Origin of the sequence: Streptomyces sp. NBC_00234 (genome assembly GCF_036195325.1) — a bacterium.
GTDB lineage: Bacteria > Actinomycetota > Actinomycetes > Streptomycetales > Streptomycetaceae > Streptomyces.
In genome coordinates this window covers 6,100,611-6,120,354 of sequence record NZ_CP108101.1, presented here as the reverse complement: position 1 = coordinate 6,120,354, position 19,744 = coordinate 6,100,611, and the positions used below count along the sequence as shown (strand labels likewise).

19 protein-coding genes are annotated in these 19,744 nt (G+C 71.4%); 6 read left to right on the top strand and 13 right to left on the bottom strand.

Features of this window, described 5'->3' with window-relative positions:
- Positions 1 to 8: 8 nt before the first annotated feature.
- The 5 genes from OG230_RS26935 to OG230_RS26915 form a co-directional block, all read right to left on the bottom strand.
- The gene (locus tag OG230_RS26935) at positions 9 to 2,552 is read right to left on the bottom strand and encodes a sensor histidine kinase KdpD (RefSeq protein WP_328906296.1); all 2,544 of its coding nucleotides are present in this window, start codon (positions 2,550 to 2,552) and stop codon (positions 9 to 11) included.
- Between the two features lie 135 nt (positions 2,553 to 2,687).
- Positions 2,688 to 3,425 carry an ABC transporter ATP-binding protein gene (locus OG230_RS26930; RefSeq protein WP_328906295.1) on the bottom strand — a complete coding sequence of 246 codons (738 nt, stop codon included), beginning with the start codon at positions 3,423 to 3,425 and terminating at the stop codon, positions 2,688 to 2,690.
- Between the two features lie 177 nt (positions 3,426 to 3,602).
- Positions 3,603 to 4,376, bottom strand: coding sequence for a DUF3710 domain-containing protein (locus OG230_RS26925; protein ID WP_328906294.1), 774 nt, complete (start codon positions 4,374 to 4,376; stop codon positions 3,603 to 3,605).
- A 1-nt stretch (position 4,377) separates the two neighbouring features.
- Positions 4,378 to 4,905 (bottom strand): dUTP diphosphatase, encoded by a 528-nt coding sequence (dut, locus tag OG230_RS26920; protein ID WP_328906293.1) that lies wholly within the window; start codon positions 4,903 to 4,905, stop codon positions 4,378 to 4,380.
- Positions 4,905 to 5,489, bottom strand: coding sequence for a PaaI family thioesterase (locus OG230_RS26915; RefSeq protein ID WP_328906292.1), 585 nt, complete (start codon positions 5,487 to 5,489; stop codon positions 4,905 to 4,907). The genes dut and OG230_RS26915 overlap by 1 nt, the downstream gene beginning before the upstream one ends.
- A 58-nt stretch (positions 5,490 to 5,547) precedes the next feature.
- Here OG230_RS26915 and OG230_RS26910 point away from each other — a divergent pair, with 58 nt between their 5' ends.
- Positions 5,548 to 6,006 (top strand): DUF3093 domain-containing protein, encoded by a 459-nt coding sequence (locus tag OG230_RS26910; protein WP_328906291.1) that lies wholly within the window; start codon positions 5,548 to 5,550, stop codon positions 6,004 to 6,006.
- Positions 6,007 to 6,259: 253 nt separating this feature from the next.
- Here the strand turns inward: OG230_RS26910 and OG230_RS26905 are convergent, their stop codons facing one another.
- From OG230_RS26905 to OG230_RS26890, 4 genes are all read right to left on the bottom strand, one after another.
- Entirely contained in the window at positions 6,260 to 7,201 is a 942-nt protein-coding gene (locus tag OG230_RS26905) for a hypothetical protein (RefSeq protein WP_328906290.1), read from the bottom strand.
- A 12-nt stretch (positions 7,202 to 7,213) separates the two neighbouring features.
- A complete protein-coding gene (locus OG230_RS26900) occupies positions 7,214 to 7,510 on the bottom strand; it encodes a DUF4193 domain-containing protein (RefSeq protein WP_003965732.1) in 297 nt (98 codons plus the stop codon).
- A 405-nt stretch (positions 7,511 to 7,915) separates the two neighbouring features.
- Positions 7,916 to 9,148: a sensor histidine kinase gene (locus OG230_RS26895; RefSeq protein WP_328906289.1), complete on the bottom strand. Its 1,233-nt coding sequence runs from the start codon at positions 9,146 to 9,148 to the stop codon at positions 7,916 to 7,918.
- Positions 9,149 to 9,156: 8 nt separating this feature from the next.
- Positions 9,157 to 9,810, bottom strand: coding sequence for a response regulator transcription factor (locus OG230_RS26890; RefSeq protein ID WP_073721987.1), 654 nt, complete (start codon positions 9,808 to 9,810; stop codon positions 9,157 to 9,159).
- A 384-nt stretch (positions 9,811 to 10,194) separates the two neighbouring features.
- On the opposite strand from OG230_RS26890, the gene OG230_RS26885 reads away from it, so the two are divergent.
- Positions 10,195 to 10,368 (top strand): hypothetical protein, encoded by a 174-nt coding sequence (locus OG230_RS26885; RefSeq protein ID WP_328906288.1) that lies wholly within the window; start codon positions 10,195 to 10,197, stop codon positions 10,366 to 10,368.
- Positions 10,369 to 10,469: 101 nt separating this feature from the next.
- Here the strand turns inward: OG230_RS26885 and OG230_RS26880 are convergent, their stop codons facing one another.
- On the bottom strand, positions 10,470 to 11,270 hold the full coding sequence (locus OG230_RS26880; RefSeq protein ID WP_328906287.1) for an inositol monophosphatase family protein: 801 nt from the start codon (positions 11,268 to 11,270) through the stop codon (positions 10,470 to 10,472).
- A 47-nt stretch (positions 11,271 to 11,317) separates the two neighbouring features.
- Positions 11,318 to 12,445 (bottom strand): ferrochelatase, encoded by a 1,128-nt coding sequence (locus tag OG230_RS26875; protein WP_328906286.1) that lies wholly within the window; start codon positions 12,443 to 12,445, stop codon positions 11,318 to 11,320.
- 128 nt (positions 12,446 to 12,573) lie between these two features.
- Here OG230_RS26875 and OG230_RS26870 point away from each other — a divergent pair, with 128 nt between their 5' ends.
- Together OG230_RS26870 and OG230_RS26865 are read left to right on the top strand one after the other, a co-directional pair.
- A complete protein-coding gene (locus OG230_RS26870; protein WP_328906285.1) occupies positions 12,574 to 13,821 on the top strand; it encodes an MFS transporter in 1,248 nt (415 codons plus the stop codon).
- Positions 13,778 to 15,100, top strand: coding sequence for a D-arabinono-1,4-lactone oxidase (locus OG230_RS26865; protein ID WP_328906284.1), 1,323 nt, complete (start codon positions 13,778 to 13,780; stop codon positions 15,098 to 15,100). Before OG230_RS26870 ends, OG230_RS26865 begins: the two co-directional genes overlap by 44 nt.
- A gap of 42 nt (positions 15,101 to 15,142) precedes the next feature.
- Here the strand turns inward: OG230_RS26865 and OG230_RS26860 are convergent, their stop codons facing one another.
- Positions 15,143 to 16,174 (bottom strand): hypothetical protein, encoded by a 1,032-nt coding sequence (locus tag OG230_RS26860; RefSeq protein ID WP_328906283.1) that lies wholly within the window; start codon positions 16,172 to 16,174, stop codon positions 15,143 to 15,145.
- Between the two features lie 496 nt (positions 16,175 to 16,670).
- Here OG230_RS26860 and sepH point away from each other — a divergent pair, with 496 nt between their 5' ends.
- On the top strand, positions 16,671 to 17,735 hold the full coding sequence (gene sepH, locus OG230_RS26855; protein ID WP_328906282.1) for a septation protein SepH: 1,065 nt from the start codon (positions 16,671 to 16,673) through the stop codon (positions 17,733 to 17,735).
- Positions 17,736 to 17,804: 69 nt separating this feature from the next.
- Here the strand turns inward: sepH and OG230_RS26850 are convergent, their stop codons facing one another.
- Positions 17,805 to 18,629, bottom strand: a complete 825-nt coding sequence (locus OG230_RS26850) for a sulfurtransferase (protein WP_328906281.1) — start codon at positions 18,627 to 18,629, stop codon at positions 17,805 to 17,807.
- A 235-nt stretch (positions 18,630 to 18,864) separates the two neighbouring features.
- On the opposite strand from OG230_RS26850, the gene OG230_RS26845 reads away from it, so the two are divergent.
- Positions 18,865 to 19,641, top strand: a complete 777-nt coding sequence (locus OG230_RS26845; protein ID WP_328906280.1) for a VOC family protein — start codon at positions 18,865 to 18,867, stop codon at positions 19,639 to 19,641.
- Positions 19,642 to 19,744 lie beyond the last annotated feature (103 nt).

Sequence of the window (19,744 nt, the reverse complement as noted above, 5' to 3'; positions counted from 1 at the left end):
CGGAGGATTCACGAGGTGACCTGGGCGGGCAGGCCGGTACTGACCGGAACGGCTCCCGCCGCGGCCTTGAGGGTGAGGACCATGGTCATCCCGCCGCCGGGGGTGTCCTCCGCGTCGAGCGTGCCGCCCATGGCCTCCACGAAGCCGCGGGCGACCGCGAGGCCGAGGCCGACCCCGGCGCCGCGCGGGGCGTCGCCGTAGCGCTGGAAGGGCTCGAAGATCCGCTCCTTGCCCTCGTCCGGGACGCCGGGGCCGCGGTCGGCGACGCGCAGTTCGACGCGTTCGCCCAGCGAACTGGCGGCGACGACGACGCGGGTGCGCTCGGGGCTGTACTTCACGGCGTTCTCGACGATGTTGGCGACGGCGCGCTCCAGCAGGCCGGGATCGACGGCGACCATCGGAAGCGTCTCCGGGATGTCGAGGTCGACACTGCCCTCGGGTACGCCTCCGAGGGCCATGGGGACGACCTCGTCGAGATCGATCTCGCGGATCAGCGGTGTGACGGTGCCGGTCTGGAGGCGGGACATGTCCAGCAGGTTGCCGACGAGGTGGTCGAGGCGGTCGGCGCCGTCCTCGATGCCTTCGAGGAGCTCCGCCTCGTCCTCTTCCGACCAGGAGACGTCGTCGGAGCGCAGGGAGCTGACGGCGGCCTTGATGGCGGCCAGCGGGGTACGCAGGTCGTGGCTGACGGCGGCAAGCAGCGCGGTCCTGATCCGGTTGCCCTCGGCGAGCCGCCTGGCCTCCTCGGCCGCCCCCACGAGGCGCTGGCGGTCGAGTACGACGGCGGCCTGGGCGGCGAAGGCGCCGAGCACCCGCCGGTCCTCCGCGGGGAGCACCCGGCCGGAGAGCGCCAGCGCCATGTGGTCGCCGACGGGCATGTCCACATCGGCGTCCTCCGGGCGGACGACCGGGGCCGGGCCGACGGACCCGGCGCAGGTCCACGGATCGACGTCGCTCTGCCGCTCCAGGAGGGCGACGGACTCCATCGCGAAGGTCTCGCGGACCCGCTCCAGCAGGGCGTCCAGGGTGGTCTCGCCGCGCAGGACGCTGCCGGCCAGGAAGGAGAGGATCTCCGACTCGGCGCGCAGCCTGGCGGCCTGGTGGGTGCGGCGGGCCGCCAGATCCACCACCGAGGCGACCGCGACCGCCACCGCGAAGAAGATCACGATGGCGACGAGGTTCTCCGGGTCCTGGACGGTCAGGGTGTGGGTCGGCGGGGTGAAGAAGTAGTTCAGCAGCAGGGAGCCGGCGGCGGCCGAGGCGAGGGCCGGGCGCAGTCCCCCGAGCAGCGCGGCGCCGACGGTCAGGAAGAGGAAGAGCAGGACGTCGTTGGCGAGCCCCGGACCGTCCTCCAGGCTCCGGAGGAACAGCGAGAGCAGCACCGGTCCCCCGACGCCGACGGCCCAGCCCCAGAGGATCCGGGCCCGGCCGAGCCGGTTGCCGCGTGCCAGGGGCAGCCCCCGGCCCTTGGCGACCTCCTCGTGCGTGACGATGTGGACGTCGAGATCGGTCCCGGAGTCGCGGGCCACGGTGGCGCCGACTCCCGGGCCGTAGATGTACTGCCAGGTCTTGCGGCGGCTGGAGCCGAGGACGATCTGCGTGGCGTTGACCCCGCGGGCGAATTCGAGGAGCGCCGAGGGTATGTCGTCGCCGATGACGTGGTGGAAGGTGCCGCCCAGGTCCTCCACGAGGGTCCGCTGCACGGCGAGTTCCTTGGGCGAGGCGGCGGTGAGCCCGTCGCTCCGTGCGATGTAGACGGCGAGGATCTCGCTGCCCGAGCCCTTGGCCGCCATCCGGGACGCGCGGCGGATGAGGGTACGGCCCTCCGGTCCGCCGGTCAGCCCGATCACGATGCGTTCGCGGGCCTGCCAGGTGGTGCGGATGTCGTGCTCGCCGCGGTACTGCTGGAGGTATTCGTCGACCCGGTCGGCGACCCAGAGGAGGGCCAGCTCGCGCAGTGCGGTGAGGTTGCCGGGTCGGAAGTAGTTGGAGAGGGCCGCGTCGAGCTTGTCGGGCTTGTAGATGTTCCCGTGGGCCATGCGGCGGCGCAGGGCCTGGGGGGACATGTCGACCAGCTCGATCTGGTCGGCACGCCGTACGACTTCGTCGGGGACCGTCTCGCGCTGCCGCACCCCGGTGATCGTCTCGACGACGTCGCCCAGGGACTCCAGGTGCTGGATGTTGACGGTGGAGATCACGTCGATGCCGGCCGCGAGGAGTTCCTCGACGTCCTGCCAGCGCTTGGCATTGCGGGAGCCGGGCACATTGGTGTGGGCCAGCTCGTCCACCAGGGCGACGGCGGGGGCCCGGTCGCGGACCGCGTCCACGTCCATCTCGGTGAAGACGGCCGAGCGGTACTCGATGTCGCGGCGCCGGACCTGCTCCAGGCCGTGCAGCATCACTTCGGTGCGCGGCCGGTCGTGGTGCTCCACGAAGGCGACGACGCAGTCGGTGCCCCGCTCCACCCGGCGGTGGGCCTCGGAGAGCATCGCGTACGTCTTGCCGACGCCCGGTGCCGCACCCAGGTAGATCCGAAGCTTGCCGCGTCCCATGGCCCCATTGTCTTCCAGAATCGGCTGCCGCCGATGCGGCAGCCGATGATGAAACTACTCCGAGGATTCCGGGCATATCGGACGAGGGGTGGCCACGGAGGGCGTATTGACGGAATTCTGATGCCCCCGGGGGCATCAGACCGCCGGCGCGTGCTCCACGATGTGCCCGTCGCTGAGCTCCAGGACCCGGTCGGCGAGGCCGAGCAGCTGGGCGTCGTGGGTGGCGACGAGGGCCGTGACGCCCTCGCTGCGCACCACCGCGCGCAGCAGCTCCATGACGGCGAGACCGGTCTCCGCGTCGAGCTGTCCGGTGGGCTCGTCGGCGATCAGCAGGGCGGGCCGGTTGGCCAGGGCCCGCGCGATGGCGACGCGCTGCTGCTGTCCGCCGGAGAGTTCGCCGGGCCGCTGCTGGGCGTGGTCGCCGAGCCCGACCAGCGAGAGCAGCAGGGCCACGCGCTCCTCGCGCTCCTTCGGATCGGCCTTGCGCAGCCGCATCGGTACGCCGACGTTCTCGGCGGCGGTCAGGATCGGGATCAGTCCGAAGGACTGGAAGATGAAGCCGATCCGGTCGCGGCGCAGTTCCAGGAGCCCGCTCTCGCCGAGTGCGGAGAGGTCCGTGCCGTCGACGGTGATCCGGCCGCCGTCCGGCGCGTCCAGTCCGCCGACCAGGTTGAGCAGCGTCGTCTTGCCGGACCCGGACCGCCCCTTGAGCGCGACGAGCTCACCGCGGGGGATCTCGAAGGACACCCCGCGCAGCGCGTGTACGGCCGCGGCGCCGGTCCCGTACGAGCGGTGCAGGTCCTCGATCCGCACCATGGGACCCCGGTCCTGGGCCACCGCCGTGCCGCCCTGTGCGCTGATGCTCTCCGTCATGTCTCTCCCCGTACGTACGCTTCCCCGCCGCGGCCAGTATGTGCATGAGGCACACGGCCGGGCAATGGCCGGATGCCGGACTTCGGCCCGGCCCGCCGTACGCGGGCACGGAAAAGCCGGTGGGCCGTACCCCGGACATGCGGGTACGGCCCACCGGCCGATGCTGCGGGGAGCGCCTCAGCGCACCTCGGTGATCTCGGGTCCGCGCTGGAGCTGACCCATTCCACCGGAGAACTTCGAGCCCTCCTGCTCCTCCTGCTGCACGCCCTCCGGCACCATCTGGGCGTCGTTGGGGAGCTTCAGGACGATCGGGTCGCGCGGCGCCATGGGGCCTTCGCCACGGACGACCACGGTGTCCCGGAAAATCGTCTCCAGCAGTCCGGCGGCCTCCGGCTGCACGGCACCCTGACCGGAGATGACTCCGCGCAGGAACCAGCGCGGCCCGTCGACACCGACGAAACGCACGAGCTGTACGCCGTTCGTCCCGTCCGGAAGCTGTACGGGGACCTGGGCGCGCAGCTCCCAGCCCAGCGGACCCTCGACCTCGTCGATGATGCCGCCCTGCTGGGTGATGCCCGTGGCGATCTCCTCGCGGACCTCGCCCCAGATGCCCTCCTTCTTGGGGGCCGCGAATGCCTGGAGCTGCACCGCACTGTCGCGCAGGACCACGGTGGCGGCGACGATCGCGTCACCGGCGACCTCGACCCGCAGTTCCATGCCCTCGACTCCGGGCACGAAGATGCCGCCCAGGTCCACCCTGCCCTCGCCGGGCTGGGAGACCTCGTCGGAGTCCCACGGCCCGTCCGGCCGGGGAGCCGGCGGAAGGTTCATCCGGCGTGAACCGCTCGCGGTCCCGTCGGTGTCATCGAGCTCGTCGGCGACCTGCTCGGCCTCGCGCGCTTCGTCCGCCGCGTCCTCGGCGGAACCACTCTTCTTGCGACGTCCGAACACGTCACTGTCCTTCCCGGTCGGATACGACCGAAGCGTAGCTGTTCCCACCCTGGGTGATCCCGCCCCTGACGCCGTCCACAGCGGCATGACCGCCGGTGGACCCGAAGCCACCCTCGGCCCGCGCCGAACCGGGAAGTTCCGCCACCTCGTGGAAGCGCACCTTCTCGACCTGCTGGACGACCAGCTGGGCAATCCGGTCGAAACGTTCGAACCGCACGGTCTCGCGCGGATCGAGGTTGACCACGATCACCTTGATCTCCCCACGGTACCCGGCATCAACCGTCCCTGGGGCATTCACGAGGGCCACTCCGCAGCGGGCTGCGAGGCCGGAACGCGGGTGCACGAACGCGGCGTACCCGTCGGGGAGCGCGATCGACACCCCGGTGGGCAGCACCGCCCGTTCCCCGGGGCCGAGTTCGGCCGCCTCCGTGGTCACCAGGTCGGCCCCGGCGTCGCCCGGGTGACCGTACGAGGGAATCGGCACCTCGGGGTCGATCCGGCGGATCAGTACGTCGAGAGGAGGCCGCATCAGGGGTTCACCTCGAAGGCGCGGGCCCGCTTGACCTGATCCGGGTCGGCCATGGCCGCCTGGATCTCGGCCGGACGGCCGTTCTCGATGAAGTGGTCGACCTTGACCTCGATGAAGAGGGCGTCGGCCCGGACCGCGACGGGCCCGTCGGGGCCGCCGATCCGGCCGGTCGCCGTCGAGTAGATCTTGCGGCCGGCGACCGCGGTGATCTCGGCGTCCAGGAAGAGGACGGTGTCCACCGGAACCGGCCGGACGAAGTCGGTCTCCAGGCGTCCGGTCACCGCGATAACCCGCAGCAGCCAGTTGAGCGAGCCGAGCGTCTCGTCCAGCGCCGTCGCCAGGACGCCGCCGTGCGCGAGACCCGGGGCACCCTGGTGGGCGGCCTTCACGGTGAACTCGGCTGTGACGCGTACACCCTCTCCGGCGCGGGCCTGGAGGTGCAGCCCGTGCGGCTGTCCCCCGCCGCAGCCGAAACAGTGTTCGTAGTGCGCGCCGAGGAGTTCTCCCGGCGCCGGGGCTTCGGGGTGCCGGACCGGCGCCACCGCGTCGGCCGGGGGCCTCAGGGCCTTAGATGTTCCACTCACAGGCGCAGACCTTACCCGCGCGGCCGACCGCGGGTCGCGCCGTGCCAAGCTTGGATTCATGCAGCCTTCCGCAACGCCCTTCGACGAACGTCTCACCGCACCCCGTTCGTGGTGGGTCATCGCCTTCGGAGTCGGCATCGCCTGTGCCCTGATGCTCCTGCCGCTCGGCACCGTGCCCCTGCTCTGCGGCCTGGTCGGCGGCACGGCCGCCTCGGCGGTGGTCGTGAGTTCGTACGGCTCCGCGCGCATCCGTGTGGTGGCGGGCGCCCTCGTCGCGGGCGACGCGCGGATTCCGCTGTCGGCGCTGGGCGAGGCCGAGGTGCTGGACCCGGAGGAGGCGCGCGCCTGGCGCACGCACAAGGCGGACGCGCGCGCGTTCATGCTGCTGCGCAGCTACATCCCGACGGCGGTGCGGGTGCAGGTCACGGACCCGGCCGACCCGACTCCGTACGTCTTCCTGTCGACCCGCGAGCCGCAGGCCCTGGTGGCGGCGCTGACGGCCGTACCGGCGGCCTGAGCCTCCCGGGGCGCCGCGTCTGCTCCGGCCCCGGTCCGCGCGACGAGAGGCCCTAGGGTCTTTCGTTTGGATCAGGCCGGATCAGGGAGCGGGGTCTGGTGCGGGCAGCCGCAAGGCGGAGGAGGGAGTCGACGCGGAGCGTCGGCGACCGACGACAACGCCGGAGGGGGCCCCTCCCTGCTCGAGCGAAGCCGAGAGCTCGGGGGAGCGCGCGCCAGGGCACGCGAGCCCGGCATGATCCAAACGACAGGCCCTAGCCCGGCAGCTGCTTGGGGTTCATGGGCTGGTCCAGTGCGGGCAGGTCGGTGAGGCGGTCCCAGGTGACCTGGCTCTTGCGCAGGTCCTTCCTTACCCTCTCGGCGAGCTTGCGGGTGTCGCGCTGGTTCATCAGCGCGCCGACCGCGGCGCCGATCATGAACGGGATCAGGTTCGGCAGATCGCGCACCATGCGCTTCGTGATCTGCTGGCGCAGCTCGCGTTTCATCTGGCCGCCGAGCGCCGCGTTGAGCGTCGTGGGGCGTGAGACGTCGATACCGCGCTCCTCCGTCCAGGACGTCAGATACGCGGTGCTTCGCTGGCCGATGTTGCCGGGCGGTCGCCGGCCGTAGACCTCGTGGAGCTCGGCGACGAGCTTCAGTTCGATCGCGGCGACGCCGGTGATCTCCGCCGCCAGCTCGGCGAGCATGGCGGGCGGTACGGGCATCATGGCCGCCGCTCCGATTCCGGCGCCGACGGCGGCGGTGGCCTTGCACGCGCCCGCGATGAGTTTGTCGGCGAGCTCTTCGGGACCGAGCCCCGGGAACTGCCTGCGCAGGGTGGCGAGATCGCGCACAGGGACGCGGGGAGCCGTGTCGATGATCCGGTCGGCCAGCTGGCCGACTACGACTCTGGCGCTCTCCCCGCCCTTGCGTACGCCCCGTTTCAGTGTGTTCAGACGGCCTGCCCCGGTCACGGGCTCCGTCCTGTCGGCCTCTTCGGCCCGTTCCGTGGTGTCCGGCACGCCTTCCGCCCGGACTGCTTCGAGCGAGGCCGATCGGCCCCGCTCGTCGTCAGGTGCACCGACGGAGGGCGGCAGGGCGGCGGACCGCTCGGCAGACGGGCTTGCGCCTTCTGCCGGGCCTGTGCCGCCCTGATGCGCCTCCGCGGCTTTGTTGCGCCGCAAGCGCCGCTTCCGGAACGGTGTGTCGCCTGCCACGGCCGACCCGACCTAGTCGCAGTCGCGGCAGATCGGCTGGCCGTTCTTCTCGCGGGCCAGCTGGCTCCTGTGGTGTACCAGGAAGCAGCTCATGCAGGTGAACTCGTCGGCCTGCTTGGGCAGGACCCGTACGGCCAGTTCTTCGTTGGACAGGTCTGCACCAGGCAGCTCCAGTCCTTCGGCCGCGTCGAATTCGTCGACGTCGACGGCGGACGCGGTCTTGTCGCTCCGACGAGCCTTGAGCTCTTCGAGGCTGTCCTGGTCCACGTCGTCGTCGGTCTTGCGTGGGGTGTCGTAATCCGTTGCCATGTCGCTCTCCCCCTCATGGGTGTCTGCGGTGTCTCCAGCGCACGTAACGCGTGAGAGGCCGGACTTGTGCCCGACCTGAGGCGGAGATTTTGCCTCACATCAAGGTCTGTTACTCAATCGACACCCAACCGGGCCCCTCGGGAGAGGTCGGCTTGGGTGGCGATGGGGACCGTACACGGTCCTGATACTGCCGTTAACGGGCGCCACCCCGTGTACTTCCCGTGATATCGCCCCCCGAAAACCCGGACGATTCCCGGCTTTCCGGCGGAGACGTGATCACGGAGAGTAGAGGACCCCCGTTTCGCACTTGTGATCGATCACACACGGACTCACCGGGAGCGGGTCCCGAAAATTCCGCCTAAAGCGAACAGTGCGATCCATTGCGGCCTCACACCACGAACCCTCTCAGACCGGCAGGGTGACGCGCATCACAAGACCACCACCCTCGCGGGGCTCCGCGATGATACGGCCTCCGTGGGCCCGCGCGACGGACCGCGCGATCGACAGGCCGAGTCCGACCCCCTTGTCGCTGCCCGTCCGCTCCGTACGGAGCCTCCTGAAGGGCTCGAAGAGGTTGTCGATCTCGTACGCCGGCACCACGGGACCCGTATTCGAGACGACGAGGACCGCCTGTCCGGGCTGGAGCTCGGTGGTCACCTCCACCCACCCGTTTTCGGCCACGTTGTAGCGCACCGCGTTCTGTACGAGGTTCAGCGCGATCCGCTCCAGCAGGACGCCGTTGCCCTGGACGACGGCGGGAGCCCGCTCGCCCCGGATCACCACGCCCTTCGCGACGGCCTCCGCGTGGGCCTGGTCGATGGCGCGCTCCGCGACCTCGGCGAGGTCCACGGGCTTGCGTTCGACGATCTGGTTGTCGCTGCGGGCGAGCAGCAGGAGTCCTTCGACCAGCTGCTCGCTTCGCTCGTTCGTGGCCAGCAGGGTCTTGCCGAGCTGCTGGAGCTCCGGCGGGGCCTCCGGGTCGGAGAGGTGCACCTCCAGCAGCGTGCGGTTGATGGCGAGCGGGGTGCGCAGCTCGTGCGAGGCGTTGCCGACGAACCGCTGCTGAGCCGTGAAGGCCCGCTCCAGGCGGTCCAGCATGTCGTCGAAGGTGTCGGCGAGCTCCTTCAGCTCGTCGTCGGGGCCGTCCAGCTCGATCCGGCGGGTCAGATCGGTTCCGGCCACCCTGCGGGCGGTGCGGGTGATCCGGCCCAGCGGGGACAGCACCCGTCCCGCCATCGCGTACCCGAAGGCGAACGCGATGATGCTGAGGCCCACGAGGGCCAGCAGCGAGCGGTTCAGCAGGGATTCGAGTGCCTGCTCCCGCTGGTGGTTGACGCAGGAGTTCATGGCCGCGTTGAAGGCGTCGGGCGTGGCCTTCTTGGGAAGGTCGCACACCTCACTGGTGACCTGGCCGTTCACGATCTGGAACGGCAGCTCACTTCCCACGTGCAGGGCCTGCGCGGCCAGCATGTAGATGATCGAGAGCAGCAGAATGCCCGCGATCAGGAACATGCCCCCGTAGAGCAGCGTGAGCCGTATGCGGATGGTCGGACGCAGCCAGGGGTACGGGGGCTCCTGCTGTTTGGGCTCCCAGGTCGGCTTCGGGGGCGCCGTCACGGGCGCCTGGGCGGCGGGCATGGAGGTCCTCAGATCCGGTATCCGGAACCGGGCACCGTGACGATGACGGGCGGTTCACCGAGCTTGCGGCGCAGGGTCATCACCGTCACGCGCACCACGTTGGTGAACGGGTCGGTGTTCTCGTCCCACGCCTTCTCCAGCAGCTGCTCGGCCGAGACGACCGCGCCCTCGCTGCGCATCAGGACCTCCAGCACCGCGAACTCCTTCGGCGCGAGCTGGATCTCCTGCTCGTCCCGGAAGACCTCGCGGCGGTTGGGGTCGAGCTTGATCCCGGCGCGCTCCAGGACCGGCGGCAGCGCGACCGTCGTACGGCGCCCGAGGGCCCGCACGCGCGCGGTCAGCTCGCTGAAGGCGAAGGGCTTGGGAAGGTAGTCGTCCGCGCCGAGCTCCAGTCCCTCCACCCGGTCGCTGACGTCACCGGAGGCGGTGAGCATGAGCACCCGGGTGGGCATGCCGAGCTCGACGATCCTGCGGCAGACGTCGTCGCCGTGGACCAGCGGGAGGTCCCGGTCCAGCACCACCACGTCGTAGTCGTTGACCCCGACACGCTCCAGGGCCGCGGCCCCGTCGTAGACGACGTCGACGGCCATGGCCTCCCGGCGGAGTCCGGTGGCCACCGCATCGGCGAGCAGCTGCTCGTCCTCGACGACGAGTACGCGCACGGCGCTGTCCTTCCTTAGATACTTCGGTCCGCAGTTTTCGGTCCGTCGAAACGGCGAACGGCCCAGGTCCGGGCCGTTCGGCCGCACGGTCAGCAGAGTGACTGTGCGCGTCCATCCTGCCCGCAACGCGCATAAACCGGCGGTAAGACGACGCAGGGCCACCGGGGGCTCCGGGGAATGCGGCGGATTCACGGGCCAGTTGAGGTTTCTGTGGGACCGGGCCTGGGGAGGACGACTTCACACCCGAGATCACACCCTGCGCGTGGCGTGCCACAGCCCGTTCGGTCCCCCAGGGGGAAGGCGTGATCACCCGCCCTCCGGTCCCCGGCCGGAGGAATTCCGGGCACACCCCCGTGCCACCGACCCACGATGAAGGGGCGCTCCATGGACGCTTTCACCGCAGGTCTGCTGCAACGCATCAAGAGCACCGAGTCCGACCTCACGAGGGCTCGCGAGACAGGTGACGACTTCCTCGCGGATGTCGAGCAGGGAGAGCTGGACGACCTGCGCCGCCTCGCGGCCGAACACGGCGTCGAAGTAAGCACCACAAGCGTCTGAGCCGCTGTGAGAGGGCCCCGGCTGCCATGACCGGCAGCCGGGGCCCTCTTCTGTGTCCGTGCGCCCGCAGGAGCCCGTGAGGGCCGTCGGCGGGCCCCTGGTCAGTCGTGCCAGGCGCCCAGCTCCTCCAGAAGCGCCTGGAGCGGCTCGAAGACCCCCGGGGTGGCGGCCACGGTCAGTCCTCCGTCGGCGGGCCTTCCGGGACGCCCGCCGGTCAGCGCACCGGCCTCCCGGGCGATGAGATCGCCGGCCGCGAGGTCCCAGGAGTGCAGCCCGCGCTCGAAGTAGCCGTCGAGACGGCCCGCGGCGACGTCGCACAGGTCGACGGCGGCCGAGCCGCTGCGCCGGATGTCGCGCAGGCGCGGGATGAGCTGCGCGGCCACGGCCGCCTGGTGGGTGCGGACATCGGTGACGTAGTTGAAGCCCGTCGACACGAGCGCCTGGTCGAGCGGGGGCGCGGGCCGGCTGCGCAGGGCGACGCCGTTCGCGTACGCCCCGCCGCCGAGCACCGCGTGGTACGTCTCGCGGCGCATCGGCGCCTCGACCACACCGACGACCCGCTCGCCGTCGCGCTCCGCCGCGATGGACACGGCCCACGTGGGCAGGCCGTAGAGGTAGTTCACCGTGCCGTCGAGCGGGTCGATGACCCAGCGGATGCCCGTGCTGCTCTCGGAGCTCGCGCCCTCCTCGCCGAGGAAGCCGTCGCCGGGGCGGTGCCCGGAGAGGAAGCCGGTGATCAGCTTCTCGGCGGCGATGTCCATCTCGGTGACGACGTCGATGGGGCTGGACTTGGTGGCGGCCACCCCCAGGTCCGCGGGACGGCCGTCCCGCAGAAGGGCGCCGGCGCGGCGGGCCGCCTCCAGCGCGAGGTCGAGGAGTTCGGTCAGGAAGGGGTCGGTCACAGCGCTCCTAGGGTTTCGATCCGGACGGGAGGCCCAAACGAGAGGCCCTAGGCGTACGGGCTGTCGGCGCCCGCGGCGGCGGGCTTCGGGGTCCTCGCGGGGCAGCAGCCGACCGGGCACAGGTCGTGGGCGGGGCCCAGCGCGCCCAGCGCGCACCGTTCCACCGTCCGCCCCCGCTCGGCCGCCGTGCGTTCCACGAGCAGTTCGCGGACGGCAGCGGCGAACCGCGGGTCGGCGCCGACGGTCGCGGACCTGCGGACCGGCAGACCGAGCTCGGCCGCCTTCGCGGTGGCCTCGGTGTCGAGGTCGTACAGGACCTCCATGTGGTCCGAGACGAAGCCGATGGGGACCATCACGACCGCCGGGGCGCCGGCTCCGTGGACGGCCTCCAGGTGGTCGCAGATGTCGGGCTCCAGCCACGGGATGTGCGGAGCGCCGCTGCGCGACTGGTAGACGAGCTCCCACGGGTACGCGACGCCCGTCCGCTCGCGGACCTCGTCGACGATCACCCGGGCCACGTCGAGGTGCTGCGCGACGTACGCCCCGCCGTCGCCGTGTGCCTCCTCGGGGCCCGAGGAGTCGGCCGCGGACGTGGGGATCGAGTGGGTGGTGAAGGCCAGCCGCGCGCCCGCGCGGACGTCCTCGGGCAGGTCGGCCAGGGCGGCCACCACGCCGTCCGTCATGGGCTCCACGAAACCGGGGTGGTTGAAGTAGTGCCGCAGCTTGTCGACGCGCGGCACCGGCAGTCCCTCGGCCTCCAGGACGGCGAGGGACTCGGCGAGGTTCTCGCGGTACTGGCGGCAGCCCGAGTACGAGGCGTAGGCGCTGGTGGCGAGGACGGCGATACGGCGGTGCCCGGCCACGGTCATCTCGCGCAGGGTGTCGGTCAGGTACGGCGCCCAGTTGCGGTTGCCCCAGTACACCGGCAGGTCCAGGCCGTTGTCCGCGAAGTCCTTGCGCAGGGCGTCGAGCAGGGCCCGGTTCTGCCCGTTGATGGGGCTGACGCCGCCGAACAGGAAGTAGTGCTTGCCGACTTCCTTCAGCCGCTCCTCGGGGATGCCGCGGCCACGGGTCACGTTCGCCAGGAACGGAACCACATCGTCCGGGCCTTCGGGGCCTCCGAAGGAGAGCAGCAGCAGGGCGTCGTAGAGAGCGGGATCGCGCAGATCGGACATGAACCCGATCCTGCCACCCGGGCCGGACGGCGCCGCAACCGACATCCGCCCAGGTATCGGGCGCCGGGGTTCCGCCCGTAAGCTGTATCGGCCATCTTCACGCATGACAGGCTCGACCGGAGTGCCCCTTGCCCAGCCCCTACCGCGCCATTTTCGCCGCCCCCGGCTCCAAGGGGTTCTCGGCGGCCGGATTCTTCGGCCGGATGCCGTTGTCCATGATGGGGATCGGCGTCGTGACCATGATCTCCCAGATCACCGGCCGGTACGGGCTGGCGGGCGCGCTGTCGGCCACGCTCGCCATGGCGGCGGCGGTGTTCGGCCCGCAGATCTCCCGGCTGGTCGACCGGTACGGGCAGCGCCGGGTGCTGCGCCCGGCCACGCTGGTCTCCGTGGCGGCGGTCGCGGGGCTGCTCGTCTGCGCCCAGCAACGGTGGCCCGACTGGACCCTGTTCGTCTTCGCCGTGGGCGTCGGCTGCGTGCCCAGTGTGGGTTCGATGATCCGGGCCCGCTGGGCGGAGATCTACCGCGGCTCGGCCCGCAAGCTGCACACCGCGTACGCGTGGGAGTCGATCGTCGACGAGGTGTGCTTCATCTTCGGACCGATCATCTCGATCGGGCTCTCCACGGCCTGGTTCCCCGAAGCCGGCCCGCTGCTGGCCGGGGTGTTCCTGGCGGTCGGTGTCTTCTGGCTGACCGCGCAGAAGGCCACCGAGCCCGTTCCGCACCCCAAATCGCATCACTCCCGCGGCTCCGCGCTCCGCTCCCCCGGGCTCCAGGTCCTGGTGCTCACCTTCGTGGCGACCGGAACGATCTTCGGGGCGGTGGACGTGGTCACCGTGGCCTTCGCCGAGGAGCAGGGCCACAAGGCGGCGGCCAGTCTCGTCCTGGCGGTCTACGCCCTGGGTTCCTGCCTCGCCGGTGTGGTGTTCGGGCTGCTGCACCTCAAGGGCAAGCCGTCCACCAGGTGGCTGGTGGGAGTCTGCGTGATGGCCGTGAGTATGATCCCCCTCCAACTGGCCGGGAACCTGCCGTTTCTGGCCGTGGCGCTCTTTGTCGCGGGCCTCTCCGTCGCACCGACGATGGTGACCACCATGGCCCTCGTCGAGCAGCACGTACCGCGCGCCGAACTGACCGAGGGCATGAGCTGGACCGGTACCGGGCTCGCGGTCGGAGTGGCGCTCGGCTCCTCGGCCGCCGGCTGGGTGGTCGACGCCTCCGGAGCGGAGGCGGGGTACGTGGTGCCCACCGTGGCGGGAGCGCTCGCGGCCGCGGTGGGGTTCCTGGGGTATCGCCGGCTGGCCAAGCCGGCACCTACGGGAGAGCGCGGGGAAGATGAGCGACACCTACGCACGGACGACGACAAGCGCGTGGCGTAACTGGGCGGGAAACGTCACCGCCCGGCCGGTACGGTCGGTGACGCCGGCGTCCGTGGACGAGCTCTCCGAGGTGCTTCGCAGGGCGGCCGAGGACGGCCTGAAGGTGAAGCCGGTCGGCACGGGCCATTCGTTCACGGCGACGGCGGCCACCGACGGCGTTCTGATACGTCCCGATCTGCTGACCGGGATACGGGACATAGACCGTACGGCGATGACGGTGACGGTCGAGGCCGGCACCCCGCTGAAGCGGCTCAACACGGCGCTCGCCCGCGAGGGGCTCTCCCTCACCAACATGGGCGACATCATGGAGCAGACGGTCGCCGGGGCCACGTCGACCGGCACGCACGGCACCGGCCGCGACTCGGCCTCGATCTCCGCGCAGATCCGTGCCCTCGAACTGGTCACCGCCGACGGCACGGTGCTGCGCTGCTCGGAGCAGGAGAATCCGGATGTCTTCGCCGTGGCCCGCCTGGGGCTCGGCGCCCTCGGCGTGATCACCGCGATCACCTTCGCCGTGGAGCCGGTCTTCCTGCTGACGGCCCGCGAGGAGCCGATGACCTTCGACAGGGTCACCGCGGACTTCGACCGGCACTTCACGGAGAACGAGCACTTCGAGTTCTACTGGTTCCCGCACACCGGCAACTGCAACACCAAGCGCAACAACCGCAGCGCGGGCCCGGCCGCCCCGCCCGGCAGGGTCGGCGCCTGGGTGGACGACGAGCTGCTGTCGAACGGCGTCTTCCAGGTCGCCTGCTCGCTCGGCCGCGCGGTCCCCGCGACCATCCCGTCGATCGCCAGGATCTCCAGTAAGGCCCTCTCGGCCCGTACGTACACCGACATCCCGTACAAGGTCTTCACCAGCCCGCGCCGGGTCCGCTTCATGGAGATGGAGTACGCGCTGCCGCGGGAGAACGCCGTCGAGGCCCTGCGTGAGGTCAAGGCCATGATCGACCGCTCGTCCCTGCGGATCAGCTTCCCGGTCGAGGTCAGGACCGCGCCCGCCGACGACATCGCGCTCTCCACGGCCTCGGGCCGCGAGAGCGCGTACATCGCCGTGCATCTGTACCGGGGCACGCCCCACCAGGCGTACTTCACCGCGGTGGAACAGATCATGACCGCCCACGGCGGGCGCCCGCACTGGGGGAAGATCCACACCCGTGACGCCGCGTACCTGGCCGGGGTCTATCCGCGGTTCGGCGAGTTCACCGCCGTACGCGACCGGCTCGACCCGGACCGGATGTTCGCCAACGACTACCTGCGCCGCGTCCTGGGCGACTGACGGACCGGCACCGGGCCCCGCGGGGCCCGGTGCCCGCCGTCGTCAGCCGACGGTTCCCGTGCCGGTCGTGGGCGCGTCCTGCTGCGCCGGGTCCTCGGCCGTGCCGGTCGGGTCCGGGGTGGACGTGGTGTCGTCCTCCGACGCCGTCGGGTCGGGCGCGGGAGGCGGAGCGGTTTCGCCGGCGGAACCGGAGGGCGTGGGCGTCGGCTCGGCCGTCTGCCCGTCGTCCTCCCGGCCCGAGTCCGGCTTCGCGCTCGCGCCGTCACCCGGGTCCGTGCCGGGAGCCGTGCTGCTGCCGGTCTCCGGGTCCTGGTCCCCGCCCTGCTCCTGACCGGTGCCGTCGGAGGGCGCGGGCGCCGGTCCCGAGCCCTGGTCGCCGCCCCGCACGACGGAACCGAAGGTCGTTCCCCGGCCGCCGCTCAGGTCGTTGCCCGAGACGAGCTCGAACGTGGTGATCCCGACCATCGCCAACGCGAACACCGCGACGGCCGCGAGCGCCGACTTCTTCCAGCCCCGGACGCGCGTGCCGTGCGTGGTGGCGTCGGAGAACTCGTCGTCCGGGCCGCCCGGCGCGGGCACCGGGGTCCCGTCCACCCGGCCGAGCAGCTGCGTGCGTCCGGGATCGGATGTCAGCGGCTGCGTACGGTCCGGGTCGGGCCGCAGCAGCTGGGTACGGTCGAGGTCGAGCAGCTGCGTACGGTCCGTGTCGGCCGGCACGGTGCGCAGCACCGTCGTCGCCTCGTCCACCGGCTCCGGCAGCGGTCGCCGCTCGTACCCCGCAGGAGTCGTCTCCCTCGTCCGTACGGTCACCTGGCGCCCCGCAGGATGCTTCACATGGACGGTGACCTCGCGGATCTGTTCGCCCGTGCGGCGGAAGAAATGCTGGAAGACGGAGCCCCCGCAGGTGGCGACGACGCTCATCACTCCCGCGCCGGCAATCGTTCCGTACACGCCCAGTTGCGAGGCCATGACGGCGGCGGCGACCGCTGCCACAGCGCTGCCGGCAACCTGCGGCAGACTCAGATCTATGCGCCTTTCCTTGGGTTCTATGTCGCTTTCCGGCTTATGAACCATTACCAGCCTCTGCTTGACATCTCTCCCACCATGCAACAGGAAGGGACCTTTGGGCGAAGTGAATAGTTCCACTTCCGGGGATTCTGTGAAGCAGGACACCCAATGCGCACATTTGCCCGGCCGGCGCACAGGTCAACTCCCGCGCCCCGCGAGAACTTCGGCGGCGCGCCGGTCCACCCGCATGGCCCGAATGGAGTACTGTGGCGAGCCCTGGGGCCGGACTCCCGCATGGGTATCCGGGCCCTTCGGGAGGGGGCCGAAGGCGGCACTCGAACCGGCGGCGCCGCGGCATCGCACGGCGCCTGCTACACAGAGCGACCACCCGGTCACTGTGTGTCGCAAATAGGTAACCGTGCCATAACGGCGCTTGAGGGCCAAGGCCCGACACGCCGGGTAACTTGGCAAGGTTGTGGCAGGCTGCACCCGGGCAGGCCACACTCGACTAGCGGAAGCAGCGACGCACGTGACGTCGGCAGGCACCACCCGGGAGGTTCCCATGCCCGAACTGCGTGTCGTGGCCGTCTCAAACGACGGCACACGACTGGTGCTCAAGGCTGCGGACAGCACGGAGTACACGCTTCCGATCGATGAGCGGCTGCGCGCCGCCGTGCGCAACGACCGCGCCCGGCTCGGCCAGATCGAGATCGAGGTGGAGAGCCACCTCCGCCCCCGCGACATCCAGGCCCGGATACGCGCCGGTGCCTCCGCGGAGGAGGTCGCTCAGTTCGCCGGAATCCCCGTCGACCGTGTACGCCGCTTCGAGGGCCCCGTGCTCGCGGAGCGCGCCTTCATGGCCGAGCGGGCCCGGAAGACTCCCGTGCGCCGTCCCGGCGAGAACACCGGCCCCCAGCTCGGCGAGGCGGTCCAGGAGCGCCTCCTGATGCGGGGTGCGGACAAGGAAACGGTCCAGTGGGACTCCTGGCGCCGCGACGACGGCACCTGGGAAGTCCTCCTGGTCTACCGGGTCGCGGGCGAGCCCCACTCGGCGAGCTGGACGTACGACCCGCCGCGGCGGCTCGTCCAGGCCGTGGACGACGAGGCGCGCTCGCTGATCGGCGAGACCGACGACGTCGCCGCGCCGGAGCCCAGCTTCCCCTTCGTGCCCCGGATCGCACGGCTGCCGCGCGACCGGCCGCTGGACCGTGCTCTGGACCGTCAGATGGAGCGCCCCTCCCCGCCGCCGCCTCCCGAGCCCGAGGAGCACATCGGCGGGGTGTCGGCCGGCGAGCGCGATTCGCTGACCAGCCTGCTGGAGGCCGTGCCGAGCTTCCGGGGCGACATGGTCGTACCGGAACGGCCCTCGCCGCCCGAGCCGCCCGCCATCGAGCCCGCGGTCCACGAGCCCGAAGCGGACGAGCCGCCCGCGGCGGCTGCTTCCGCGGGGGCCGGATCGGCGTACGCGGACGTCCTGATGCCACGTGCGGTGGCCGGTCACCGCGACCGGCTGACCGGGACGACGGACCGGCAGGCCGAGGCGGACGGCGTCCGCCCGGGCCGACGGGCAGCCGTGCCCAGCTGGGACGAGATCGTTTTCGGTACGCGCCGGAAGAAGCAGGACTGAGCCGGTGACCGAGGCATGACGAGGGCCCGTACGCGACCGCGTACGGGCCCTCGCTCTGTGCCCGGAGGGTTATTGCGGGTCCGGGCCCGTCGCGACCGGCCGGGACGCGTCGGAGGACCACTCGGACCAGGAGCCTGCGTACAGAGCCGCGCGGTATCCGGCGATTTCCAGTGCCAGCACCTGATGGGCACCGGAGACGCCCGAGCCGCAGTAGACGCCCACCTCGCCCGCGTCGGCTCCCAGCCCGGAGAACCGGGAGGCCAGCAACTCGGCCGCCAGGAACCGCCCGTCCTCGGCGACGTTCTCCGTGGTCGGGGCGGAGACCGCGCCCGGGACATGGCCGCCGACCCGGTCGATCGGCTCCACGTCGCCCCGGTAGCGCTCCGCGGCCCGCGCGTCGAGGAGCAGCCCGGAGCGGGCGAGGCCGGCCGCCGCGTCCGCGTCGAGCAGCGGCAGCGCGCCCGCCGCGGGCCGGAAGTCCCCCTCGGCCGGCGCGGGCGTCCCGGTGGAGAGCTCGCCCGTCCAGGCCGCGAGGCCGCCGTCGAGCACCCTGACGTCGCGGTGCCCGGTCCAGCGCAGCAGCCACCAGGCACGCGCCGCAGCCCAGCCCAGGCCGCCGTCGTACACGACGACGGGAGTGTCGTGGGAGACCCCGGCGCGGCGCATCACCGCACCGAACTCCTCCGGGTCGGGCAGCGGGTGCCGGCCGCCCTTCCCCGCCGGACCGGCGAGCTCGGCATCGAGATCGACGAAGACCGCGCCGGGAATGTGCCCGGCCTCGTAGTCGGGGCGCCCGTGCGGACCACCCAGCTGCCAGCGGACGTCCAGGAGCACCGGCGGCCGTGGCCCCGCCGACGCGCTCGCATATTCGGATGCGGTGATGATGGGCTTCATGAGTGCCATCCTCGCGCAGGAGTCACCTCACCTGTAGCGATACCGATGTGGATATACCACCTCAATTCGGACCCTCTGTATCGAGAAGCCGTCGAAAGGCGGCGCGGCCGTGGCGCGTCACGCCTCAGGTGGTGCAAGCATCTGCACGGGCGTACATCCCCTCCACTCTTTGGGCCGGTGCGCCGGTCCTGTCCCCCCGTACGGCCACCACAACGGTCCGAGGAGAGAGAAGACGATGACCGAGGCTGCCGAGCGGCGCACACCCGGAACACCGTGCTGGGTGAGTCTGATCGTGCACGGCCTGACGGCCACCCAGGATTTCTACGCCGCCCTGTTCGGCTGGGAGTTCCGGCCGGGGCCCGAACAACTGGGGCCGTACGTCCGCGCGCTGCTCGACGGCAAGGAGGTCGCGGGGCTCGGACAGCTGGCTCCCGACCGGCACCTGCCGGTCGCCTGGACGACCTATCTCGCCACCGACGACGCCGACGCCACGGCGGAGACGATCCGCTCCTGCGGGGGCACGGTCGCGGTCGGGCCCATCGACGCGGGTGACGCGGGCCGCCTGGCCATCGCCTCCGACCCGAGCGGAGCGGTCTTCGGCATCTGGCAGGCCGCCGCACACGTCGGTACGGCTCTGGCGGGCGCCCCGGGGACCCCGGTCTGGAACGAGCTGGTGACCCGGGAGACCGCCTCGGTCGGCAAGTTCTACCAGGCGGTCTTCGGCTTCGAGACCGAGGCGGTCGTCTCGGCCGACTTCGACTACCAGACGCTGCACGTGGACGGCCGCCCCGTGGCCTCGCTGCACGGCGTGGGACACGCCCTGCCGCGCGACCGGGGACCGCACTGGATGACCCATTTCGAGGTGGAAGACACGGACGAGGCCGCGGCCCGGGTGTCGGAGCTCGGAGGACATGTCGTCCAGCCGCCGAGAGACAGCACGACGGGCCGGCTGGCGACGGTCTCGGACCCGGAGGGCGCGATCTTCACGATCGTCCGGTCCGCCGAGCGCTGAGCCGGTCCGGCCGGCTGTTCGAGGCCGCGACGGGGTGAGGTGTGCCCCGGAGCGCGGTCGCACCGGAGCCCTGACGCAGGCAGCGCGGCGTGTGTGCGCCATT

Excerpts from the sequence above, each read along its gene's own strand:
- OG230_RS26935 (WP_328906296.1), bottom strand. The coding sequence starts at position 2,552 with ATGGGACGCGGCAAGCTTCGGATCTACCTGGGTGCGGCACCGGGCGTC.
- OG230_RS26930 (WP_328906295.1), bottom strand. The coding sequence starts at position 3,425 with ATGACGGAGAGCATCAGCGCACAGGGCGGCACGGCGGTGGCCCAGGAC.
- dut (WP_328906293.1), bottom strand. The coding sequence starts at position 4,905 with ATGCGGCCTCCTCTCGACGTACTGATCCGCCGGATCGACCCCGAGGTG.
- OG230_RS26910 (WP_328906291.1), top strand. The coding sequence starts at position 5,548 with ATGCAGCCTTCCGCAACGCCCTTCGACGAACGTCTCACCGCACCCCGT.
- OG230_RS26900 (WP_003965732.1), bottom strand. The coding sequence starts at position 7,510 with ATGGCAACGGATTACGACACCCCACGCAAGACCGACGACGACGTGGAC.
- OG230_RS26895 (WP_328906289.1), bottom strand. The coding sequence starts at position 9,148 with ATGCCCGCCGCCCAGGCGCCCGTGACGGCGCCCCCGAAGCCGACCTGG.
- OG230_RS26885 (WP_328906288.1), top strand. The coding sequence starts at position 10,195 with ATGGACGCTTTCACCGCAGGTCTGCTGCAACGCATCAAGAGCACCGAG.
- OG230_RS26875 (WP_328906286.1), bottom strand. The coding sequence starts at position 12,445 with ATGTCCGATCTGCGCGATCCCGCTCTCTACGACGCCCTGCTGCTGCTC.
- OG230_RS26865 (WP_328906284.1), top strand. The coding sequence starts at position 13,778 with ATGAGCGACACCTACGCACGGACGACGACAAGCGCGTGGCGTAACTGG.
- OG230_RS26860 (WP_328906283.1), bottom strand. The coding sequence starts at position 16,174 with ATGGTTCATAAGCCGGAAAGCGACATAGAACCCAAGGAAAGGCGCATA.
- sepH (WP_328906282.1), top strand. The coding sequence starts at position 16,671 with ATGCCCGAACTGCGTGTCGTGGCCGTCTCAAACGACGGCACACGACTG.
- OG230_RS26850 (WP_328906281.1), bottom strand. The coding sequence starts at position 18,629 with ATGAAGCCCATCATCACCGCATCCGAATATGCGAGCGCGTCGGCGGGG.
- OG230_RS26845 (WP_328906280.1), top strand. The coding sequence starts at position 18,865 with ATGACCGAGGCTGCCGAGCGGCGCACACCCGGAACACCGTGCTGGGTG.